Consider the following 23631-nt stretch of genomic DNA (forward strand, 5'->3'; position numbering starts at 1 on the left):
CGTTCGAAGCGGATCACCAACCCCATGGCGATGACGTGTTTTGACCGAACGGGTCGTTGTAGAAGTTGGAACCGAACGGGTCGTAGAAGAAGGGGTCGTGGATATTGGAGAATCCGCTTCCCAGGTATTGATTGATCTGCGGGGCGAACGCGTCGTAATTCACCGAGGAAGGCTTGCCCTGATACGACCAGAATACGTTCGTGCGCGAATAGTCCCCGGCCATGCCCCACGACATCGGCTTTCTGCCCAGCAGCGACATGCCGAGGCTGGCGCCCTGGAAACCGCCGCTTTCGTCGAAATCGAGACCGGCGTTCCAGCGACCCATCAGGTTGTCCACGCCGGTGTGGAAGCTCTCGCTGCCATCCATCGCCCACAGCGACGAGTTCTGGAAGCCGACTTCGACATGGGCATAGCCAACGAGCATCGCGGTCAGATTCATCGACATCATGGTGTTCAGGCCGCCGGCGACATGGTTGCTCCACGTCCAGCCGCTCTTGTCCACGGTGCCGGAGAACAGCCCCAGCATCGAGCCGAACGGAAGGCTCGCCCCCGCGCCGTACTGTCCGTAGACGCCGATATCCGCATTGTGTTGCCCGTGGGAATCCAGGACCTGGACGCCCACGCCGAGCGATCCCGAAGGCGTGAGGTGCTGCAATTGTGCCGGGGTGCCGAGCGCCGAGATCATGCCGGGCTGGAAGCCTGCGGAGGCGGTCATGGTGAAGCCGTTCGGGAACATCTGCGGCAGGCCGTTGATCACGTGGTTCATGAGGAAAGCGGCGGAATTGCCGTTGTCGATCAGGTTGACCGGGTCGTTCAACGAATAGGCGTAGCGGTTGGTGCCGACGCCGCGCTTGGTCGTTTCCAGCCAGTCGGGCGAGGTGTAGCGAGCCAGCACGGGGTCGTAATAGCGCACGCGCTGGTAGATCAATCCGCTTTCGGCATCGCGCAATTCGCCGAGGAAACCCGTCTGTTCGACGTGAGCACTCTGGGCGCTGGCGCGTTCGCCGTAGGCGTGGTTGCGCATCCGCTGGACAGCGTTGCGGTTGCTGTCGGTGACCATATCCACGCTGCCGAGGTGGTCGGTGTTCAACCAGAAGATCGTGCCGCCGACGCGCTTGGCGACTTTCTTCCCGGCGATGCTGGCATAGCGCGTGACCACGCCAGCCGTCACCTCGTAATCCGGGGCCGGGTAGTGCGTGATCAGGCCTCCGCTGATTTTCTTCACGCGTTGGCCTTCGCCGTCGTAGGCGTAAGCGGCGGCGCCGTGGGCGACCAGACGGTTGGCGCCGTCCCAGGTCATGGGATTGCCGGTGCGTGAGGTCATGTTGCCCGCGGCGTCGTAACCGTAGCTGCCGGTGCCCGCCACCAGCACGGCATGCGGCCTGACGCTGCCCGCCCCTGCCGCCGGATAGCTGTAGGTGCCGATGCGCGAGTTGTAGGTCATGTTGTGCGCGTCGTCGTAGGTGAAGCTCTGGGTGCCGCCGTATGCAGCAGAGGTGGTCGCCGAGCGCAGACGGCCGATGTCGTCGTAAGCGAAGCTGCGGTTGTCGTTCACATCCATGGCATTGGTGATCGTCTGGATGCGGTCGGTGGCGGTATAGGTGTAGGTGTAATCCTGTAGCGCCTGCTCATCGGCGAAGTGGGTCAGCCAGCATGGATCGCCCTCGATCTCGGGAATGCTCCAATATCCGAGTTGCTTGTCGACCTTGAGGCGGGTCAGGCGATTTTGGCTGTCGTAGGCGAACGCCTGCCTGACGCGCGGCAGGTTGGGCGAGCCGCAACCGCCGTAATAATCGCCTTGATAAGCGGAGATGCCGACCACCAGCCCGGCGGCGTTGTAGGCGGCGCCGACGCGGAGTTCCGGTAGCCACTCCAGGCGCCCGAAGACGTCGTATTCCAGCGGGCCGCTGCTGGTGCCCAGCGTGGTGTTGTCCGGGTAGGTGGTCGATTTCAGGCGGCGGCCGGGGTAGTAGCCGTGCCGGAACGTGTAGGCGATACCGTCGATCGTCTTGATCCGGCGCACGAGATTGCCGGCCAGATCGTAGTCGTAGGTGGTTCCGCCGGTCGGCTCGGTCTGTGCGGTGAGGCGTCCGCGATTGCGGTACACGGTGGCGCCTTCGGTGCGCGCCTGGTCGTAGGTCCAGGTGTAGGCCTGCGCCTGTGCCGTGCCCGCGCGCAATGTCTCGCTCCGCTTGCGGCCCAGACCATCGTACGACCACTCGGTGCGCTGACCACGCGCATCCACGCGTGCGCGCAACGCGCCATCGGCGAAATATTCGTAGGTCAAGGTGCCGCGATCGGGATCGCGTTCGACGATCTTGCGGCCGAGACTGTCGTAGGTGTAGCTCCACAGGTTGGATGCCGGATCGGTCACCTGGGTCAGGTGGCCGAGCGCGTCGTAGCTGTAGTTGCTCTGGCGCCACACGCCATCGAGCTGATGCGCTTCGGCGGTCACGCGGCCGTAGGCATCCTGCAGTTGCGCGCGCCATTTGTTCTCTTCATCCACGATGTATTTCCACCGGTGGTAGGTGTAGCTCGTGGTGACCACGGTGTTGTTGGGTTTGACCACCCGGATCGGACGGTCCAGCGCATCGAAGAAGGTTTCGGTGCCTACCGTCCAGGCATCCGTGCAGTCGAAACTCGGTGAGTTCTGTTTGCGAACCTGTCCGCGTGCGTTGTAGAGCGTGTGGTCGCAGACGTAGCCGTTCACGCGGTTGCGGTTGGTGCGACTGAAACCGTCGAAACGACGTTCCGTTGAAATCACGCCAGTGCCGCGATCGGAGGGCTCGGTTTCCACGATGCGCTGCAAACTGGGCGTGCCGAAGTCGAGATAGGCCCATGTCTTGTATGCGCCCAAAGGCTGGCCCACGCGGGTCTTCCGGCACAACGGGTCGTATTGCACGATGGTCGTGTCGTCCGCGCCGTTCGGACCGACCGACCGTTCCTGCGTCGCACAGGGGAACAGCCAGCCGGTTTCGGTCACTTCCTGTTCGGCCTGTCCGAGTGCGCGCGTGGTGCGCACGGGATAGAGATTGAACGCCGTGTCGTAGTCCGTGGAAGTGACATAGCCGCGCTCATCGGTGGACGTGCGCTGATTGCCGTAGCCGTCGTAGCTGGCGTATCGCGACACCCATGTATTGCTTTCCTTGTGCAGATTCAGCGTTTGGGTCGGATTGCCTGTGGTCGGAGCGCTCGCCCAGCTGCCCATGCCGTCGTAGTAGGTCAAGCTTGACTGCAGCAGATCCGCACTGGTGGACCAGGGATAGCGATAGACATTGTGCGCAGCGGGCGCAACGATGAACTTCTCCGGATTGATGCCTGCGAAGAAGTATTCGAGGTGATCGTCTCCGGTGGGGTTGGCGACGCCGTCGGTACTGCCGATATCGCCGTAGTGCACGACGGTGGAGGCTCTGCCGAAGCGCCAGCGGCTGCGTTCCGCTTCCTGCGCAGGATCGGTGGTGACGGTCCACCACTGGTCGTAGGCATGGTCGACGCTCGTGCGCCTGCAGCTTGCGGTGGGGCAGGGCAGCCAGACGCCGTCGGCCGGATAGCTGGGCAGGGTCGCGGCGGAGTTGTACGAGTATTCGATCGTCCTGATCAATTGCGAGATGTAGGGGCCTTCGTGCGCGATGGGGCCATGCGTACCGGTGTTGTACATCTGCTGGGTCGCGGCCAGCAGCCTGCCGTCGCCGCCCAGACGGTTGACCAGGACCGGTTTGCTGACCGAGCCGTAGTTCTGCGAGTAGACGGTGACGTCTTTCGGGCATGCGGTTTCGCCCTGCACGCAGGGGAGTGTGCGCTCGACCGTTCGGAAGCCGAGGAAACGACGCGACAGTGCATCGTAGAGACCGCCGATATAGCTGTATTTCGTTTCGGCATACCGGTCTGCTGCGGCACCGAAGCCGGCGTCGGTGCGGATGCTGGACACCGTATCGGTCACCAGCGGCATGGTCTGGTTGGTCCAGGTGCTGGATGGCGTGTATGTGATGTCGGTCGTCGCACCCATGCCGTTGCTGCTGCGGGTCATCAGCAGGCGCGTCGTCGCGGTCAGGGTGGCCTTGACCCGGACGCCGAGATTCACCCAGTGGCTGTGCTGGAACGTGCCGATTTCGGATGCGACCTGACCCAGCAGCAGCCACACGGGTTCCTGGACGCCGTTGCCATCCACGTCGGCCATGTGGATCGACCACGGTGTGCCGTAATAGCCGGTAGTGGACACGACGACCCTCTGGCCGGGTCCGAAACGACCGTCGCCGAGATTCAGCGACACTTCCATCCTGCGCCCGAGGTTCTGGTTCTGGACATTGCAGACATAGCCGGGCGGGGCATAGCACTCGAAATAATACGAATAGAACCAGAGCGCATCCGGGAGATTGTCGCCATTGACGTCGGCGACGCCCTTGGAGCTCCAGTTCTCGTTGCCGTAGGCGCCGGTGGTCTGCGGCGTGCTGATGATCAGCGGCCCGAAGCTGCCGTCGCCGTTGGACAACCGGACGTGGACCCGGGTGCCGTTGCTGTTGACAGTGGCTGCGCCATAGGTCCATACGGCATCGAGTTTGCCGTCTCCGTTCACGTCTGACATGACCGCGTGGCCATTCCAGCCGTCGTTGTTGTAATTGCTGGTGCCTTCAGCGGTGCTGGTCTGCAAAGGCGCGAAGCTGCCGTCGCCGTTGGACAGCGACACCGCCACTTTCGCCCCGGTGCCGTGGAACAGCCAGACCATGTCCATCCGGCCGTCGCCGTTGACGTCGGCCATCGAACGCTTCCAGTTGGTGACGAAGTTGCCGGTGGCCTGCGGCGTGCTCAGCGTCAGCGGGCCGAAGCTCACGACATTGGGGTTGCCCGCTTGTGACGAGGCCAGAGAAACCAGGGTCTTGACGCCGGTGTTGGATGCGGCCGAGGTATAGACGAAGACCGCATCGTCGCGGCCATCGCCATTGACGTCGGCCATGAATTTGTTGCGCCAGCCATTGCCGCTGTAACGCCCCGTGGTGGTCAACGTGTGCGAGACGAGGCTGTCGGCGACATAGGTGGCGCCGCCGATCGTCGTGGTGGGGCGTGCGAGCACGACATGCACCTTCGCGCCGGCGGCGGCACTGGATCCCCACATGAACACGACATCGGTCAGGCCGTCGCCGTTGACGTCGGCGCTGTGCGGCTTGTAGTTGGCGCCGCGGAACGTGCCCGTCGCCGCCACTTTCGCGATCTGCAGCGCGCCGTAGTTGCCGCCGCCCGACGCATGCGCCCAGCGCAGGTTGGCGCCGTCATTGAGCGTGCTGCCGCCGATCAGCAGCAGATCCGAGCGATTGTCGCCGTTGAGGTCCGCGAACACGCGCGTGAGCACCGACTTTCCGTACGAACCGGCCGTCTGCGGATTGGTGTTGACCGCCGTCGTCGGCCCAAGCACTTCGCCCGCCCAGCTGAAGGTGCGCGCAGGCAGCGCGGTGCCGCCCGTGATCTGGCCCCCGGCGTCGAACGCCGCATCGCGCCCGTACTGGCGCACCGAGACGAGTTGCGAGCGCTTCGAATGCAAGGAGGTCGAGTATGCGAGCTGATAGGCACGCAGACGCTGCCAAACGCCCGAGGGCGCCTGCACGTCGATCACGATCGAGCCCAGGCGCCGCACCATCGTGGCGATGCCCTTGCCGGTGGCGCGCTGCATCCGGTGATCGGGTGTGGTCGCCGGGTCCTGATGGTAGAAACGGATGCTGGTCCGGTTGTAACCGATGGAATACGGATACATCCAGTTGTTGGCGGCATCGACCGTGTAGGCGAAGGTCACGGTATTGCCGCGCGTGTCCACGATCCGTTCCAGCCAGTACTGGAACACTTCCCCGCCCACGGTGTGCCTGGCGGAATAGATGTACTGCGTGCCGTTCTGGTCGGTGATCACCCAACGCGCGCCGGACGGGGATGTGGGCTCGAAACGGATGCGCTGGTAGTTTTCGATCCGTGTGGAATGCGTGCCTCTCGACACCACGCTGCCCAACACGCAACTCGGGCTCAGGCTGCCGGTCGCGCAGGGAATCAGCTCCTGGCCGTCGAGCAGCCAGATATCGCCTACGGTCGCGCCATAGCGCGGAGCACCGCGCCCGGGGCTTGCGCGCTCGATCACGCTGAAACCGCTCAACGACCATCCCATGCCGAGATAACCGTTGCGTCCGGACGAGTTGTAGCTCAGGCCGAGCTTGGGCTCGAGCCCACGGAACGCGGGAACTTCGATCGACACGTTCTCGGTGTAGGCGCCATAGAAAGCATCGACTTTGCCTGGATCCAGGGGTTCGATCGCGACGCTGTCGGCCAGATCGACATCCTCGCCTTCCTGCGCGGAAGCGGTGGTGGAGGCGAAGCCGAGACAGGCGATCAAGGCCAGCCATACGGCGAATCCCCGTGCCCGTACCGACCTGCCGTTGCCGTTTGCTTGCGAAGCGTTGGTTCGCGATGCGTTCGCGTGCTGCATATCCATTGCTGTTCCCTTTATGTTTTTTCGTCCGTTGCCGGGATTCCGCACTGCGGATCCACCGTGCCACTGCTGTGCCCGTATCGAGTCGCGCTGCGGACGCGTGTCGCTGCGCAGACCGACGATGCGGCGCTTTCCGATCCGGAAACGACTCAGACAGGCGATCGCGCCCATCGAGCCGGTATCTCCCCTGTGGGACACGGTATTCAATGCGGATGGATGCGCGCCTCATCCTAAAGAATGAATTTGCGTCCTTTCCCGATAATCCGCGTGCGATGCGCGCGGAAAATGTGAAGCGCGTCAACCTGCGGCGGTTTCGCGGTTCTGGCATCTTCGACGCTATCCTGGCGTTCGACGCGGTCGTGACTTTCGATGCGATCGTTACCTTCGGTGTGCCGTGCATGTGCGGCGCGACCGCCGATTTGCCGTGGAATCGGCAACCAGAGCCTGGCCAACCGGAAGGCTGGCCAACAAAAAAGGCCACCCGCTGGGGTGGCCTTGTACATGTCCGCAATGCGCCCGCGACGCGGTCACCCCAGCGAAGCCCTCGGCGTGAACGGTGTCGGCAACGCGAGCGGATCCTTGCCGGGGTCCCGGTTCGCCGGTTTGCGCAGCACCACCCAGAGACACAGCGACACGGCGATGACCTGGCTGATCCCGGAGACCACGAAGCGGTCCAGGCCGTTGTCCAGCGGCGTGCCGCCGAAAGGCACGACCGCCGCCAACGCGACCCACATCAGGACGAACAGCAGCGTGCGTCCACCGCCGGCGACGCTGCCGGCGGCGAGCAGACTCCAGATCCACAGCGGCGCGAACAGGCCGGTGTGGTCGGGCAGGAACGGGCTGCGGAACGAAGCCAGTGCGAGCAGGGCGAGCCAGTTCGCCGCCAGCTCGGTCCGCGACAGCTTCGGCGCGCGGAGCGCCGACAGCACGGTCAGCACCACCACGAGCAGCGTCCATGCCCACGACACCTGCTGTACCAGTGCGCGCGTTTCGACCGGCACATCCAGTGCGTTGAGTTTGTAGACAAGACCGGGAATCGAATCGTTGATCGCTGCCACGAAGCCGAGATCCTTCAATTCGAGGAACGACCACGCCTCGCCGCTCGCCATGCGCGGCAGTTGATAGTCCAGCAGCGCGCGGAACGGCGCATCTCCGATCCACACGAAGGCGATGATGGTGTAGAGCAGCGAGAAACCGAGGGTCCAGCCCAAGGCTTTCCAGCGTCGGGTGGCGATGAGGTAGATGCCCAGGATGCCCGGAAACACCTTGAACACCGCGAAGCCGAACAGCGCGCCGCCGAGCACCGGACGATCGCGCCAGAACAGCGCCATCGCCGCTGCCGACAGCGATACCGCCGTCAGTTGGAAGTTGCCCAACTGCAGCGTCAGCAGCACCGGCGACGCGATCCACACCGCCGGAATCAGCAGCGCGGCGCGGCGGCCGGCCTGACCGCCGATCCAGGCGGTCAGCGCGATCATGCACGCCAGCAGCGTGCCGCCTTCGAGCGTGAACCACAGTCCGCGCAACTCGTGGAAATCGCCGCCGAACGCAACGCCCAGCATCGGCAGCAGCAGGAACTGCGGCAGATACATGAATTCGTCGAAATAGAAGATGCCGATGTGCTTGCCCTGGTATTGCTGCACGTCGTACAGATTCGGGACGCCGTCCAGCGCGAGCTTGGCGGCCTGCCAGTAACCGGAATAACAGCTGTGGCCGGTGTAGAACGCGTCGAAACCGTAGGTCGATGCTGCCACCTGCGAGGGATCGGCCATGAACAGCGCCACGCCGGCGGTACGCAACAGCGTGAGGACCGCCAACAGCAGCCACAGCGTGGACAACACCGGCCGGCGGCGGCGGATACCGTCCCATTCGTGCGGCAGGCGCTTCGCCGCCCACGGCGTGAGCAGCGCGAACACGAGCAGTGCGACGATGGCCGTGACCGCGAGGGGAGCATGCAGTGCGGCGACACTCGTGGCAGCGAGCGTCGCCGAGAGCAGCGACAGCAGGCCGGCGACGATCCAGCGATCGGCGGAAGGAGGCGTGGCGGCGATCATGATGGCTGTACTCCTGTAGCGCAGCCCCGAAGGGCGGTGGTGACGTGGTTCGAGATGTGTGATGGAGCGCGATGCGATGCGGCTCTTCGCGGCTCAGGCCGCGTTGAGCCCTTCGACCTGTCCGGAGAAGAAGAAACGATCCAGCGCCTGGAAGTCGTCGAAGACCACGTCGGCATCGGCCGCGGCGCGCTCCTCGACGGTCGCGCGATCCACCCGCAGCAGCGTGGTCATGCCGAATTCGCGCGCGCCGTCGACATCGCAGCGGCGACTGTCGCCGACCATCCAGATGTTTTCCGGCGGCACGTCGAGTTTGGCGATCGCCAGCCGGAACGGCGCCGGATCGGGTTTGTCCGCACCGGCTTCCTCCGAGGTGACCACGTAATCGAAACAGTCGTCCAGCCCGAAGTAGATGATCTTGCGGAACTGGATCTGCGAGGTGAGGTCGGTGATGATCGCGGTGGCGATATCGCGGTTGCGCAGGTTCACCAGCAGGTCGCGCACGCCCGGAAACAGTTCGCAGTGCGACAGGAACGTGCGCCAGTAGGTCTGCTCCAGATCCAGCGTGATCAGCAGCTGGGTCTTGCGTCCGAGGATCTCGATGCCGCGCTGGAAATACAGCAGGCGGCTGTGCGAACTGGCGGTCGCGCCGAGCTGTTGCTTGACCTCTTCCCGCGCCTGCGCGAACGCGCGACGCACGCTTTCGGGATCGGCGCCGAGCAGGCGCACGGCCTTGGCCTCGGTGGCGGCGGTCGCCTTCGCATGCGGGGCGTCGTAAGCGTAGAGCGTATTGTCGGTGTCGAAGATGATCGCGGCGGGCGCGCGGAACACCTTCTTCGGGTGCGTGACCACCATGTCAGCGGATCCTGTTCTTGAGGGATTCTTCGATCTGCAGCAACACCATCAGCTGCATGATGCCGGTCATGCCATCCTCCCACTGCGGGCGGATGTCGAGCATTTCCTGCAGGTTCGGCGCCAGCGTGCCGGCCGCGAGCGCGATGTCCTCGGACGAGACTTCGCCTTCGATGGTCATCTCGACCTCGTCCGAATCCTCGGCGAGTTCGATGTCCAGGTGCAGGCCGCAGATGCCGATCAGCATCCGCGCCAAACGCTCGTGGTAGGTGCCGTTGCGGATCAGCGCGGTGAGCTTCAGGGCCAGATCCTTCGGCGAACTGACGTTCTCCATCTGGCGCATGTTGACCGGGCGCAGCTTCAGCACCAGGTCGGCCTTCGGCTTCTGCGGATGGATGTAGCGCTGCGCGTCGATCGCGCGGCGTTCGATCGAACGCAGGACGTTCTCCATCGGGTGGCCGCGCTCGCCGACATCGCGGTGGATCTTCCACGCCCGCCGCAGTTCTTCGTCGATATCGAGGAAGACCGAAACGTCGAAGCGCTGGCTGAGCCTCGACATGCGCAGGGCGTGCAGGCCGGAAACGATGATCACATCGTTGCGATGCAGCGTCGCCGGTGCGAGGAATCTCCCGGCGGAGTGATCGTAATGGCGGTTGTCGACCGGTTTGCCGTCCATCAGCGCCAGCGCATCGTTGTTGAAGCGCTGCAGATCGTTGGCGCGCGGATCGAGATGGGTGAGGCCTTTCCACATCGGCGCGTAGCGGTCCCAGACGTGATAGTCGTCGCCGGACAGATGCACGACGGTGTGCTGGCCGAAGATGTCGGTCATCGCCCGCGCGAGCGTGTCCTTGCCCGCGCCGGAGTCCCCGGCGATGCCCAGCGTCACCGGCTTCTGCGCGATCCGGAAGTAATCGTTGCGGCTCACGCGTTCGCGCAGCATCTGCGCGATCAGGACCAGCCCGGTCGAGACCACCATCGTCATCCACAGCGACATGACCCGCGGGTCGATGGTCGCGGCGAGATTCGCGATCGCCGGCTGCGGATGCCAGCCGAATGCGGGGATGCCGGCGCCGGGCGAAATCAGCAGATGCATCGCGATCAACAGCAGCGACAGCAGCCCGGTCAGCAGCATCGCGCTGCGGTCGCCCTGCAGTTGATGCGCGACGAGGAACGGCACCAGCCACAGATACCAGCCGGGCGGCGCCGGCGTGGTCAGCACCACGAGGAAGAACGACAGCCCGGTGACCGCGACCAGCAGATCGAAACTGATCCGGCGTAGTCGCCACACGCCGTAGGCGGCGAGCAGATACAGCGTCGGGGTGAGGTACAGCATCAGCGATTCGCCGAGCGGCAGCGCGAAATCGAAGATGCGCGCGGATTCGTGGGTGCCCAGCACCATCGCGCGGAAGCCGGGCGATGCGAGGCACAGCAATTGCGGCGCGAAGCCGAGAGCCAGGCCGATCGCGAACGGCTGCAGCAGCGTCCGCAGCCGCTTGTTGCGCCACAGATAGATCGCCACGAACGGTATCGCCAGCAGCATGCTGAATTTCGCCGCCAGCGCCAGCCCCAGCGCCACGCCGCTGGGCAGCGCGCGATAGCCCTGCAGCAGCGCCAGCGACAGCAGCAGCAGCGCGACCGGCACGATGTCGGTCTGGCCGGTCCAATAGGTCACGAACAGCAGGATCGGCGACCACCAGTACAGCCACAGCAGTTTGCGCGGCTGCTGCGGGTAGATGCGGAACAGCAGCACCAGGCCGGCGAGATCGGCGAACAGCAGGCTCAGGCGGAAACCGATCGCGGTGAATGCAGCGTGGCCGCTGAGGGTCGCGACCAGCCAGCCCGGCAGCGCGCCGGCCAGATGCACCAGCAGCATCACCGGGCCGTAGGGATACGCGAGCGGATTGCCGCCGTCGCCGAGGAAGTTCGACCACGGGTCGAGCGAGGGTCGCGAGATCGCATGATCGAGGAACGGCACGAACCATTCCGACTGGATCTGCGGCGCCAGCAGCGCGATCAATGCCAGGCGCAGCAGCAACCCGGACTTGAACACCGGGTCGCGCCACAGCGGCCGGGGAACGATGCCCGACACGGCGTTGGCGAAGCTCAGCGCCACAGTGCGGGCTCCTTGCTGCAGACCGCGTCGGCGACGATGCCTTCGCTTGCGAGCAGCGCGCGCAGCGCGGGGATTCCGGTGACGGCATCGCGCCCCTGCAGTTCGGGCGAGACCAGACAGAGCCTGAAACCCGCGCCGTGCAGACGCGCGGCCTGCGCGCCGTCGAGCGGGAAGCGGGTGAAGCAATCGACCCAGATCCACTGCACCTTGCCGGCGAGGGTCATCGCGGTGTCGATCGATTCGAATTCCGACACCCGCACCGCGCAGCGCGATTCACCGAGGCGGGCGGTGCGCACGAGGAAGGGAAACGATTGATCGAGAAAGAACCAGTCCTCGATGCCATGCGCGCGCATCAGCGCGATCAGCCGGTCCTCGAGACCTTCTTCCTTCACGTTGAGGATCAGCAGGCGATGGCGATAACCGTCGAGCCAGGTCTCGAAATCCTCGCCGTCCACGAAGGCATCGTGATGGATGATCAGCCGCTCGCCATGACTGCGGATATCGACCTCCACCCCGAATTCCGGGGCGGTGTCGCGCAGTTGCGCGAGGGTGTTGCGTCGGTGCGAGACGATGATCATGGGCTGCGTGCCAGGTCCTTGCGCAGGCGCAGACTGAAGTCGACGGTCCTGCGGATGAAGCGGGCTTTCGCCTGCCAGTTGACGTTCCAGTGCGATGAGCCATGCGCGCGTTCGCCGAAGCGCACCGGGAACCGGCGCACGCGCAGGCCGCGGTGCAAAGCCTGGTAGTACGCGTACAGATCGAGCGAAAAGTCGTGCGGCGCATCGCGCCATGCGGCGAAGAACGCGCGCGGGAACAGCGTCGGCTGCGCGTTGATGTCCCACATCCGCCGGCGCATGAGCAGGGTCTCGAACACCGACATGCCGACAGTGAACACGATATCGGCCGCGGGCCGGCCATGCCGGCTGCCCTTCACGAACAGCGTTTCCGGCGACGCATCGCTTTCGAACAGCGCGAGCCCGCGCAGCGCGTCGGCGGGGTCGGTCTGCATGTCGGCATGGGTCCAGCCGATGACATCGCCATCGGCGGCGGCAAGCCCGGAAAGAATGCCGAAGCCGTAGCCCTGGTTCTTCTCCACCCGCACCGTGCGGATGCGCGGGCGCTCGCGCAGACGCTCTTCGCGCAGAAGCTCGACGAGGACTGCGGGCGAATCGTCGGTGGAGCCGTTGTCGACCAGGATCGCCTCGACATCGTCGCGCGCGAAGGTTTCGCGCAGGCGCGCGACCAGCAGCGGCAGATTGCGCGCTTCGTTGTAGCAGGGGATGACGAGGCTCAATCGCATGATGCGGTCAATCGCCCCCGATCTTGCGCAGCACCACCGAGCGCCCCATCGCGAACACCGATGGCATCAGCTTGACCAGCGCACCGTCGAGTGCATCGATTGCGCGCAGCGCGAAGCGCGGCAGTTCCAGCGTCTTCGCGCGCACCACCACGCCGCCCGAGGCGAGGAATACGAAGCATTCGTTCAGCGCGTTCTTTTCGATGCGGAAGCCGGGGATGCGGCGCTCGAAAGCGCTCTCGTCGGTGAACAGCAGTTCCGGAATCGCGCAGTTCGCCGACCACGGGTCGCGCGGATCGTTGGCGACGACCTCCGGATCGAACACATCGATGTCGTACGACCAGCCCTCGTGGCGCATCGCGCGCAGCGCGGCCTTCAGCGCGAAGCAGGTGTTGAGTTCCTGGATCAGCACCAGGCCGTTCGGCGCGAGCATGCGATGCACGCTGGCGAAGAATGTCGCCGGGTTGGGAAGGTGATGGATCATGTGGCTGAAGATCGCGACGTCGATCGAGCCGGGAGGAAAGGGCGGGTCCATCGCGTCGGCGACCGCATCGGTCCACGGGCGCGGTTCGACATCGGTGATCTGGAACCCGTCGTGGCGGATGAATTCCTTGCTCAGCCCCGAACCGGCGCCGAATTCGACCACCCGCTGTCCCGGGCGCAGATGCGCGTTCATCCAGTCGTAGCGCTTGAACAGCAGGTATTCCAGGTTGCGCGGACGATGGGTCAGGAAGAACTCGCGCGCACGCGCGACATCGCCTTCGTGCGTGAAGCGGTTTTCCTCGTGGGTCGGGAAATAGGTGCTCGGCAGGAACAACGTGTTGGGGCGGATCTGCGGCCCGGCAGCGCTGCGACCATCTTCTTCCATGCTGCGACGGAGGCGCGGGCGCCTGCGCGCGGTGTCGCGCACGAGCGATGGTGAGCGGTCGCCGCTGCGCGTGGTTCGTGCGGCTTCGCCGATGCTCTCGGCATCCGGTGCGATGGCGACTGCGGGCGCGGCGATCGTTGCGCAGGCGAGACCGAACGACAGCAGAAGAGCGGTGGAGAGCGAAGCCATGCTTGGCGTATTCATGTCGTTTCCCTTTCGGACATACGGGTGGTGGGTGCGCCGGCATGCGTCGCGACGCGGTTGTCGCGTTCCAGGCGGTAGGGGTGCGAGGGCCAGCGGTGGAAACAGCGCTGCCAGTATTCGAAGGTGCGCAGGTCGGTGGGCGTGCCCCAGCACAGATAATGTTCGATCTCGAATACGCGGCAGCGCAATCCAAGCGCGATCGCATCCTGGATGCAACTGTCGACGTAGAACTCGCCGTTCACGCGGCCGTCGCGGGCGATCATCGCTTCGGCGGCCATCGAGAAATCGCGCGCGCGCTTGAAGGTGAAAGTGCCGACGACGATCGGATCGCGCGCCGGGTCGTCCAGCGGCACTTTGACCGATACGCTGCGGATGGCGCCGCCGTCCTCATCGACCCAGCCGTAGTGCGTGGGCCGGCGCAGCGCGCCCGGGTAGCCGCGCGCGACCCAGACCAGCACATCGGTCTGCGCGTCGTCGAGCGCGGCGCGCAGTGCGTCCGCGTCGTAGACCGCACCGTTGTCGCAGGCGCCGATGGTGAGCGGCGCATCGGGCTCCACGGCGTCGAGGCCGAGCAGGCAGGTGCGCGCCTGGCCATCGGTGACTTCCGCCAGTTCGACCGCGATGCTGCCGGGAAACCGCGCCTGCAGGGTTGTTTCGATCTCGCCCAGGCCGGGCAGATCCTTGCGCAGCACGAACACATGGCGCTCGGCCGCAGGCAGATCGAGCGTGGCCTGCACCACCATCGGTTCGCCGGAAACCGGAATCAGCGGCTTCGGCAGGGTGTGGCCTTCCTGCGCGAAGCGCGAGCCGAGACCGGCCATCGGCACCATCGTCGCGCCGCGCTGCGACACCGGCCGGCGCGCGCGCGCCGGATCGACCAGCGCACGGAACGCCGACGACCATGCGCGGTATTCGGCCAGATCGTCCGGGGTGCCCCACTGCATGAAGTGATCGAGTTCGAACACCGCCACGCGACGGCCGTCGTCCAGCAACGGGCGGTAGGCGAGGCTGACGTAATACTCGTCGTTCAAGGCAAGATCCGGCCGCGCCATGCAGCGCTCGAAGCTCTCGCGCATCAGCGCGCCCGAGGCGAAGTAATAGGTGCCGCTGGAGGCGTACTCGCGCATCGGCTGGTCGGTGTAGGGCTTCTTCTCCTGGATCTCCAGCACGCGCTCGCCTTCGGTGCGCACGTACGCATAGTTGGTCGAGCCCATCATGTGCGGGTGGAAGCCGGTGTAGCAGGGAATCGCGCCGTCCCATGCGCCATCGGCGACCATCCGCTTGAACCGCGGGTAGTCCCATACGCAGGTGAAGTCGCAGTAATTGACGATGGTCGGTTTCGCGGGATCGACCAGGTCGATCGCCTGCAGCACCGCGTTCACCGGGCCGAGCTTGTGCGGCGCGATCCCTGCGATCCGTCCGGTGGGGCAGTAGCGCTGCAATTGTTCGGCCATCGCGAACGCGGGATCGTCGAGATGGTCCTGGTTGCAGACGAAGATGAAATCGGTTTCACCGGGGAACAGATCGATCACGTGGGCGATGATCGGTTTGCCATCGACCTCGATCAATGGCTTCGGCACACGGTAGCCGGCGCGACGGAAGCGCTCCCCGAATCCCGACATTGGCACGACGATCTGCATCGTTAGGTCTTCCTTGGAGCAGTGGGTCTCGAAACAAAACGCCCGACTGAAGCGGGCTCAGGATGAGGAGCGTCCGGGGACGGTGTCGCGTGCGCGGCGATAGGCCTCGGCTTCCCATCCCAGCAGTTCGGCGGCATCGCTGTCGTCCAGATAACGCAGCGGCGTGCCCTGGGTGGTCCGCAGTCCCACATCGGCCAGGCAACCGAGCATCGCGCGGCCACCCGCCGAGAGATCGGGCGAGAGCAGAACTCCGGCGCCCGCCACCACGGCATACGGTGGCGGCGCGATACCGGCGCTGCGGGCGTCGGCCAGCGCTTGGCTGAGCGGATGATGTTCGTCGACGATCACTGCTTTTTCCCCGAGAAACACCACGTGATCCGGATACAGCGCGCCGGTGGTGGCGATCTCGCGACAAACCGGATCGGTGCCCACGGCATCCAGCAGCGGCATGTCGCTCGGCAGCCATCCGAGATCGTTGGCGGCCTGCAGTGCGCCGGGATCGCCTGGCGCAGGTGTGCGCACCGGCAGCGCCAGGCGATCTTCCACCGTCTGCAGCAGGGCCTCGGCAGCGGCGCAGTCCGCGCCGCCGACGACCAGGCCGTGGTTGCCGAGCACCAGGATGTCCGGTGGTGCGGCGGCGGCGTCGAGCGTTTCGCGGATCGCGGTGGTCAGCGGCAGCCCCGGCCGGCGGTACGGCACCCAGGCCCAGGCCAGTCCTGCCAGCGCCTCGCCCAGCGCGGCCTGCGCGTCTTCGCGGGCGGCCCAGGCGATGGTGTTCACCGAATGCACGTGCAGTACCGCCGCATGCGGCAGCAGGGCGTGCAGGGAGGTCTCGATCGAGGGGCGCAGCCCCCCGGCGGGGGCAAGCGCGGCGATTCCGGCCTCGATGTCCGGTCCTGACATCGTTTTACGAACTACCGCCAGCGACAGGCGCACGAAGATGTCTCGCGTCTCAGCTTCTGCGAGCCATGTCCCGGATGCTTTCACCCAGAAATCGTCATCACGCTTGAAGGAGGTATTGCCGCCCCCCCCCTGGACCAGATGCGCGTTGGCGCCGATTTTCGCGGATATACGGACGAGTTCCGCGGGCGCCGCAGAGGCGCTGTCCGCCCGAAGGGAATGGTCTGCTGCCGATGCGATCCGCTGAATCATGATGACGTGCGCCTGTCCTTGACATGTATGCGACTCACTCGCGGAAACATTCCGATGTGCGTTGTTGCAGGACGGAATCTGGCGCGATATGGCGGGCATGGGGGAAATGTGAGCATACGGGGAGGAATGCGAATGTGGCCAACAATCACGTTTTGTGATCGCGGCTTGCAGAATAAGCGGGATGTGATACGTTTGGAAGTGATTTTGCGTTTGCGATAAGTCGGTGGATCGCGGCGCGTTGAGTTCTTCGCCGCAAGGAAAAGTCGAGCCCGATGAATGATCTAGAACAGCGCCTCGCCCATCTGTCTCCCGAGCGGCGCGAGCTGTTACGAAGAGCAGCCCGGCAGGATAGAGCAGCACGCGGTCGCATCCGTCCGCAGCCACGTCCCGAACGCATTCCGTTGACCTTCGGGCAGCGTCGGCTCTGGCTGCTCGATCAGTTCGCGCCGGGTCTCGTCGCCTACAACTCGCCGTTGGGGAAATGGCTGCATGGCGAGCTTGATGTCGACGCCATGCGTGCCGCGATCCAGACGCTGGTCGACCGTCACGAAGTCCTCAGGACGGTATATCCGGCCCCGGGCGGCCAGCCCTACCAAAGAATCCTGCCGCGATGCGAGTTGCCATGGCGATCGGCGATCGCCAATGGCGATGGCGTCGACGCGCGTCGTGCCGATGCGCTGCGCATCGCGCGCGAGGAAGTTGTCCGTCCCTTCGCGCTGGCGACCGAGCCGCCGATCCGCGCGGTGTTGATCCGGGTTTCGGACGATTTGCATTTGCTGACGATCGTTTTCCATCACATCGCGATCGACGGCTGGTCGATTTCGACCATGGAACGCGAGTTCGTCGCCGCCTACAACCGTTTGCGCGAGGGCGCAACACTCGATAACGCAGCCCCGGAATTGCAGATCGCCGATGTCGCACTCTGGCAGCAACAGACATTCGGTGGAGAAGGTCTTCAGCAACAGCTCGATTTCTGGAGCCGTCATCTCGCCGATGCACCGGCGGTGCTGGATCTGCCGACCGATCGCGCCCGACCCGCGATGCAGAGCTTCGAGGGCGGCATCTGTTCCGCGCAGATTCCGGCAGCGCTGTACGAGCGCTTGCAGACGTTTGCACGGGATCAGCAGGTGACGCTGTCGATCCTCGTATTCGCCGTTTTCCAGGTGCTGTTGTCCCGCTATTCGGGACAGGACCGGGTGGTCGCGGCCATGGGTGTCGCCGGTCGTGCCCGGCTCGAGCTGGAACCGGTCGTCGGTTTCTTCATCAACATGCTGCCGCTGCAGGCGGACGTCTCCGACGATCCCGAATTCCTCACGTTCCTCTCGCGGATGCGCGGCATCGTGCTCGAAGCGATGGAAAACGCGGACACGCCGCTCGACCGGATACTGGAAACGCTGCGGTTGCCGCGTTCCACCAGCTACACGCCGTTCGCGCAGGTCATGTATTTCTTCCAGAGTTATCCCGAGCATGCGCTGGCGATGTCGGGCCTTCGCCTCGACGACGTGCACATCTCCGAATTGCGGCCACCGACGGCGCAGGGCGATCTGTCGCTGTTCGTCAATCAGTATGGCCCCGGCGATCTGATGTTCGAGTACAGCACCGAGCTGTACGACGAAGCGACGATCGTGCGCATGGCCGGGCACCTGGTGACGCTGCTCGGCGCGATCGTTGCGGCGCCGCGCACTGCGCTTTCGCGGCTGCCGATGCTGTCGGAGGATGAGATCGAACAGCTGGCGCGCTGGAACGACACCCGTCGCGCATTGCCGGAAAATCCCACGATCGCGGCGCTGATCGCCGAGCGGACCGCGCGCGCTCCCGATGCGGTCGCGGTGGTGTTCGCTGGCCGCGAATTGAGTTATCGCGAGCTCGATCGCCGAGCCAACATGGTTGCGCATGCGCTGCGCGCGGAAGGCGTGGAGCCGGGCATGCTGGTCGGCCTTTACGTCGATCGTTCGCTTGAAATGATCATCGGCCTGCTCGGCATTCTCAAGGCCGGCGGCGCCTATGTTCCGCTGGATCCGAGCTATCCGGTCGACCGTCTCGCCTACATGGTCGAATTGTCCGCCTCGCGCGTGATCGTGACCCAGCCCGCGCTGCGCGACACGCTGCCGTCGCCGGTGCCGTCGGTGGTGGTGGTCGATGCCGATTCGCCCTTGGACGCTTCGGCGGATGCGCCGCCGTCAGGGGGCGCCGGGCCCGAGGATCCCGCGTATGTGATTTTCACTTCCGGATCGACCGGCAAGCCGAAAGGTGTCGAGATACGGCAGCGTTCGGCGGTGAATCTGATCCGTTCGATCGCGCGCGAACCGGGTCTCACCGACGCCGACACGATCTGCGCGATCAGTACGCTGTCGTTCGATATCGCGCTGACCGAACTGGTGGTGCCGCTGACGGTGGGCGCCCGGATTCTGCTGGTCGACCGCGACACCGTGCGCGACGGTCTGCGCCTGCGCAAGCTCGTCGACACCGCGCCGCTGACGATCATGCAGGCGACGCCCGCGACCTGGCGCATGCTGCTGGATGTGGGCTGGGGCGGCAGACGCGACATGCGGATCATCTCCACGGGCGAGGCGTTGCCGCGGGAGCTCGCCGACCGCCTGATGCCGATGGCGCGCGAACTGTGGAATCTCTACGGCCCGACCGAAACCACCGTGTACTCGGCGCTGTGCCGCGTACAGCCGGGCGAGGGCCCGATCATCGTCGGCCGGCCGGTCGACAACACCCGGATCCATATCGTCGATCGCCACATGCAGTTGCAGCCGGTGGGCGTTCCGGGCGAATTGCTGATCGGCGGCGACGGGCTTGCGTCCGGCTATCGCGCGCGCCCCGATCTCACCGCCGAGAAGTTCATTCCCGATCCGTTCGCCGCCGATCCGCAGGCGCGTCTCTACCGTACCGGCGATCTCGCGTTCTGGCGCACCGACGGGACCGTGCAGGTCATCGGCCGGATCGACCATCAGGTCAAGTTGCGCGGGTTCCGCATCGAACTGGGCGAGATCGAAACGGTGCTCGCGCAGTATCCGGGCATGACCCAGGTGGTCGTGCATTGCCGGGAGGATCGCCCCGGCGATCAACGGCTCGTCGCCTATTTCACGCAGGACGGCATCCGTGCCTCCGATGCCGAGCTGCGCACGCATCTGAAGCTGGCATTGCCCGATTACATGGTGCCGAGCGCGTTCGTCGGCCTCGACGGTTTCCCGCTCACGCCCAACGGCAAGGTCGATCGGCGTGCGCTGCCTGCGCCGGAAGCGGCAGCCGGCGCGTCGGACGACCTGATCGCGCCGAGGACCCCCGAAGAAGAAGCGTTGGCGGCGCTGTGGGGGGAATTGCTGAATCTGCCGGCGGTGGATGTGCGCGCGAATTTCTTCGATCTGGGCGGACACTCCGTGCTCGGCACCCAGATGCTGTCGCGCATCGAATACGAATACGGCATCGAACTGTCGCTGCGCGTGTTGTTCGAGGCGCCGACGCTGGAGCAGATGGCCGCGCGTGTCGTCGAAGCCTGCGCGATCGCGGATCAGAGCGATATGGATGCGTTGTTGCGGAAGCTCGAACATCTCAGCGACGAAGAAATCTCACAACAGTTGGTTGGTGGTCAGAAGGAACGGAGCGACGTATGAGTGAACTGGATCAACGGCTGGCGACACTGTCGCCGGACAAGCGCGCATTGTTGATGCAACAGTTGGCGCGCAAGGCGGCGGCCACGCCGCAGAACGAGATCGGTCGACGTGCCCGTCCGGAGCGCTTGCCGCTCTCGTCCGCGCAACAGCGGTTGTGGATCCTGGATCAGATCGATCCGGGCAACAGCGTCTACAACGTCACCTCGCTGATGCGATTCCGCGGCCATCTGGACATCGATGCGCTGGAACGCACGCTGTCCGAAATCATGCGTCGGCACGAAAGCCTGCGTACGGTCTTCGTCAAGGACGAGGAAGGGCCACGGCAGGTGATCCTGCCGGCCGAGCCGCTGCGCCTGGTGCAGCATGATGTATCGAACGAGCAGGACGAGGCGCGCGAAAAAGCGGCCATGGCGCTTGCGACCGCGGATGCTTCGGCGCCTTTCGATCTGGCCAAGGGCCCGGTGTTGCGCGCGACCCTGATCCGGGTGGCCGCGGACGAAGCGCTGCTGTTGCTCAGCGCGCATCACATCGCGGTGGACGGCTGGTCGTTCGGCGTCGTCTACGGCGAGCTGACCCAGCTGTATGCGGCGTTTCTCGCCGACCGGCCCTCGCCGTTGCCCGAACTTGCGATCCAGTACGCCGACTACACCCTGTGGCAGCTCGAAGAAGCGCAGGGCGATTCCGCGCAGGCCCAACTCGAATACTGGAAGCAGCGTTTCGCGACGCCGCCGCCGGTGCTGGAGCTTCCCGGCGATCGCCCGCGTCCGCCGATACAGAGCTATCGCGGCAATGTGCTGGGCCATGTGATTCCCACGGCGTTGTACGACGAGGTCAAGCGTTTCAGCAGGCAGGAAGGCGCGACCGCGTTCATGACGTTCCTGGCCGCGTTCCATGCGCTGCTTTCGCGCTATTCCGGACAGGACGACATCGTCGTCGGCGTCGGCAACGCCAACCGCCCTCGCCGGGAAATCGAAGCGCTTGTCGGCTTCTTCATCAACACGCTGCCGCTGCGCGTGGACATGTCCGGCAACCCGACCTTCCGCGAGCTGCTCGCGCAGGTCAAGACATCGACGATCGACAGTTACGCCAACCAGGATGTGCCGGTCGAGCGCCTGATCGAGTCGCTGAACATCGAGCGCAGTCTCAGCCATTCGCCGCTGTTCCAGACGATGGTGTTCTACCAGAACTTCCCCGAGCAGACCGTGGAACTGCCGGGTTTGACGCTGTTGCCGGTGCGGTTGGACAGCGCCCACTCCGGTACAGCGCGCGCGGATATCTCGATCTTCGCCAACGAGAGTCCCGATGGCCTGATGTTGCTGGTCGAATACGCCTCCGATCTGTTCGATCACGATTACATCGAAGCGTTCGCCGGCCACCTCGAACAACTGATGCGCTCGGTCGTGGCGGACCCGGGTCGACGCCTGAGCGAGCTGGAGATCCTGTCGGCGGAGGAACGCAAGCGACTGCGCGTGGATCTGAACGCGACCGCACGGCCGATGCCCGCTGAAGCCACGATCCACGCCATGTTCGAAGCGCAGGTCCTGCGTTCGCCGCAAGCGGTCGCGGTGGTGCAGGGCGGAACGCGGTTGACCTACGCCGAGCTCGATGCACAGGCTGCGGCGGTCGCGGCGCAGCTGCGCGCGCATGGCTGCGGACCGGGCACGATGGTCGGTCTGTTCCTCGACCGCACGCCGCGGATGCTTGCGGCCTTGCTCGGAACCCTGAAATCCGGCGCCGCCTACGTGCCGCTGGATCCGAGCTATCCGGCCGATCGCATCGGTTTCATGCTCGAGGATTCCTCCGCGCCGGTGGTGATCACCGAGGATGCGCTCGCCGGGCAACTGCCCGCCGGTGCGCATGCGCTGCTTCGCATCGAGGATGCGCTCGCCGCGCCGGCGCCGGCCGCACCGATGCCGTCTCCGGCCGGTGCGGAAGACACGGCTTACGTGATCTTCACCTCCGGTTCGACCGGACGTCCGAAAGGCGTGTGCATCCCGCACCGGGCGGCGGTGAATTTCCTCGCGTCGATGGCGCGCGAACCCGGGCTTGCCGCCGACGATACGCTGTGCGCGATCACGACGCTTTCGTTCGACATCGCATTGCTCGAATTGATGCTGCCGCTGACGGTCGGCGCGCGCGTGGCGCTGGCCGACCGCGCCACCGCCAGCGACGGCGAGGCCCTTGCGGCCATGCTGGAAAACGTCGGCGCCAGTGTGATGCAGGCGACGCCTGCGACGTGGCGGATGCTCCTCGACGCCGGTTGGGGCGGGCGCCCGCAGATGCGGATGTTCTGCGGTGGCGAAGCCTTGCCGCGCGAACTCGCCGATCGGCTGTTGGGTTGCGGGCGGGAATTGTGGAATGTCTATGGCCCGACCGAAACCACGGTGTGGTCCACGGTCGAACGGGTACAGCCGGGCCAGGCGGCGATCGCCATCGGTCGACCGATCGACAACACCGAGGTCTACATCGTCGACAAGCATCTGCAACTGGTGCCCGCCGGTATTCCGGGCGAACTGCTGATCGGCGGTCTCGGCGTGGCGAAGGGTTACCTGGACCGTCCCGAACTCACCGCCGAAAAATTCATCGCGGACACGCTGGGGCAGCGCGCCAATGGTCGGCTGTACCGTACCGGCGATCTTGCGCGCTGGCGTCGCGATGGTCGGCTGGAAGCGATCGGGCGCATCGACCACCAGGTCAAATTGCGCGGCTTCCGCATCGAGCTGGGCGAAATCGAATCGGTGCTGGCGGCGCACGATGCTGTCGCGCAGGCGGTCGTGATCTGCCGTGAGGATCGTCCCGGCGACAAGCGGCTGGTCGCGTATCTGATCCCCAGCGAAGGCGACATCGATATCGCCGCGCTGCGTGCCGCCGCCCGCGAACGGTTGCCGGAATACATGATGCCGTCGGCATTCATGACCATGGATCGGCTGCCGCTCACGCCGAACGGCAAAGTCGACCGACGCGCATTGCCTGCGCCGGATGCAGAGGCGTTCACGGTCGCGGAATACACCCCGCCGCGCAATGCAGAAGAGGAGACGCTGACCGCGCTCTGGGCCGAAGTACTGGGCAGGCCGCAGGTCGGCATCCACGATAATTTCTTCGATCTGGGTGGGCATTCGCTGCTCGCCACGCAGTTGGTTACCCGCATGCAGAAAGCGCTCGGCGGAGATATCGGCCTGCGGATGATGTTCGAGGCGCCGACCGTTGCCCAATTCGCCGAGCTGCTGCTGAACAACCGGATGAAGAACATCGACGAGGACGCGCTGACCGCCATGCTGCAACAGCTCGAAGGCCTGTCCGAAGACGACATCCAAGCCATGTTGGCCGGTTGATCCGATCGGTTTTGAACATGGAAGTATCCAGGAGATTTT

At 65.1% G+C, this 23631-nt stretch carries 12 protein-coding genes; 2 read left to right on the top strand and 10 right to left on the bottom strand.

The features are described from left to right. Positions 1–13: 13 nt before the first annotated feature. The 10 genes from HOP03_13880 to HOP03_13925 all read right to left on the bottom strand — a co-directional run bounded on the left by HOP03_13880 (position 14) and on the right by HOP03_13925 (position 16640). Complete coding sequence (locus HOP03_13880; GenBank protein NOT89252.1) at positions 14–6466, bottom strand: hypothetical protein; 6453 nt, start codon at positions 6464–6466, stop codon at positions 14–16. Positions 6467–6693: 227 nt separating this feature from the next. After that, complete coding sequence (locus tag HOP03_13885; GenBank protein ID NOT89253.1) at positions 6694–6966, bottom strand: hypothetical protein; 273 nt, start codon at positions 6964–6966, stop codon at positions 6694–6696. Positions 6967–6990: 24 nt separating this feature from the next. Then, entirely contained in the window at positions 6991–8517 is a 1527-nt protein-coding gene (locus HOP03_13890; GenBank protein NOT89254.1) for a DUF2029 domain-containing protein, read from the bottom strand. Between the two features lie 93 nt (positions 8518–8610). Continuing rightward, positions 8611–9369 carry an HAD family hydrolase gene (locus HOP03_13895; GenBank protein ID NOT89255.1) on the bottom strand — a complete coding sequence of 253 codons (759 nt, stop codon included), beginning with the start codon at positions 9367–9369 and terminating at the stop codon, positions 8611–8613. 1 nt (position 9370) lies between these two features. After that, on the bottom strand, positions 9371–11479 hold the full coding sequence (locus HOP03_13900; protein NOT89256.1) for a phosphoribulokinase/uridine kinase: 2109 nt from the start codon (positions 11477–11479) through the stop codon (positions 9371–9373). Next, positions 11470–12057 carry a hypothetical protein gene (locus tag HOP03_13905; protein ID NOT89257.1) on the bottom strand — a complete coding sequence of 196 codons (588 nt, stop codon included), beginning with the start codon at positions 12055–12057 and terminating at the stop codon, positions 11470–11472. Before HOP03_13905 ends, HOP03_13900 begins: the two co-directional genes overlap by 10 nt. After that, positions 12054–12779: a glycosyltransferase family 2 protein gene (locus HOP03_13910; GenBank protein NOT89258.1), complete on the bottom strand. Its 726-nt coding sequence runs from the start codon at positions 12777–12779 to the stop codon at positions 12054–12056. The genes HOP03_13905 and HOP03_13910 overlap by 4 nt, the downstream gene beginning before the upstream one ends. A 7-nt stretch (positions 12780–12786) precedes the next feature. Then, entirely contained in the window at positions 12787–13644 is an 858-nt protein-coding gene (locus HOP03_13915; protein NOT89259.1) for a class I SAM-dependent methyltransferase, read from the bottom strand. A 200-nt stretch (positions 13645–13844) separates the two neighbouring features. Beyond that, the gene (locus HOP03_13920) at positions 13845–15488 is read right to left on the bottom strand and encodes an NTP transferase domain-containing protein (protein ID NOT89260.1); all 1644 of its coding nucleotides are present in this window, start codon (positions 15486–15488) and stop codon (positions 13845–13847) included. 57 nt (positions 15489–15545) lie between these two features. Beyond that, positions 15546–16640, bottom strand: coding sequence for a class II aldolase (locus HOP03_13925; protein NOT89261.1), 1095 nt, complete (start codon positions 16638–16640; stop codon positions 15546–15548). 272 nt (positions 16641–16912) lie between these two features. Here HOP03_13925 and HOP03_13930 point away from each other — a divergent pair, with 272 nt between their 5' ends. Together HOP03_13930 and HOP03_13935 are read left to right on the top strand one after the other, a co-directional pair. After that, positions 16913–20260, top strand: a complete 3348-nt coding sequence (locus HOP03_13930; GenBank protein NOT89262.1) for an amino acid adenylation domain-containing protein — start codon at positions 16913–16915, stop codon at positions 20258–20260. Continuing rightward, on the top strand, positions 20257–23592 hold the full coding sequence (locus HOP03_13935; protein ID NOT89263.1) for an amino acid adenylation domain-containing protein: 3336 nt from the start codon (positions 20257–20259) through the stop codon (positions 23590–23592). Before HOP03_13930 ends, HOP03_13935 begins: the two co-directional genes overlap by 4 nt. Positions 23593–23631: the final 39 nt, after the last annotated feature.

Source organism: Lysobacter sp. (genome assembly GCA_013141175.1).
Taxonomy (GTDB): Bacteria; Pseudomonadota; Gammaproteobacteria; order Xanthomonadales; family Xanthomonadaceae; genus Lysobacter_I.

Excerpts from the sequence above, each read along its gene's own strand:
- HOP03_13905 (NOT89257.1), bottom strand. The coding sequence starts at position 12,057 with ATGATCATCGTCTCGCACCGACGCAACACCCTCGCGCAACTGCGCGAC.
- HOP03_13910 (NOT89258.1), bottom strand. The coding sequence starts at position 12,779 with ATGCGATTGAGCCTCGTCATCCCCTGCTACAACGAAGCGCGCAATCTG.
- HOP03_13935 (NOT89263.1), top strand. The coding sequence starts at position 20,257 with ATGAGTGAACTGGATCAACGGCTGGCGACACTGTCGCCGGACAAGCGC.
- HOP03_13920 (NOT89260.1), bottom strand. The coding sequence starts at position 15,488 with ATGCAGATCGTCGTGCCAATGTCGGGATTCGGGGAGCGCTTCCGTCGC.
- HOP03_13885 (NOT89253.1), bottom strand. The coding sequence starts at position 6,966 with ATGTACAAGGCCACCCCAGCGGGTGGCCTTTTTTGTTGGCCAGCCTTC.
- HOP03_13930 (NOT89262.1), top strand. The coding sequence starts at position 16,913 with ATGAATGATCTAGAACAGCGCCTCGCCCATCTGTCTCCCGAGCGGCGC.
- HOP03_13925 (NOT89261.1), bottom strand. The coding sequence starts at position 16,640 with ATGATTCAGCGGATCGCATCGGCAGCAGACCATTCCCTTCGGGCGGAC.
- HOP03_13915 (NOT89259.1), bottom strand. The coding sequence starts at position 13,644 with ATGGAAGAAGATGGTCGCAGCGCTGCCGGGCCGCAGATCCGCCCCAAC.
- HOP03_13890 (NOT89254.1), bottom strand. The coding sequence starts at position 8,517 with ATGATCGCCGCCACGCCTCCTTCCGCCGATCGCTGGATCGTCGCCGGC.
- HOP03_13880 (NOT89252.1), bottom strand. The coding sequence starts at position 6,466 with ATGGATATGCAGCACGCGAACGCATCGCGAACCAACGCTTCGCAAGCA.
- HOP03_13895 (NOT89255.1), bottom strand. The coding sequence starts at position 9,369 with ATGGTGGTCACGCACCCGAAGAAGGTGTTCCGCGCGCCCGCCGCGATC.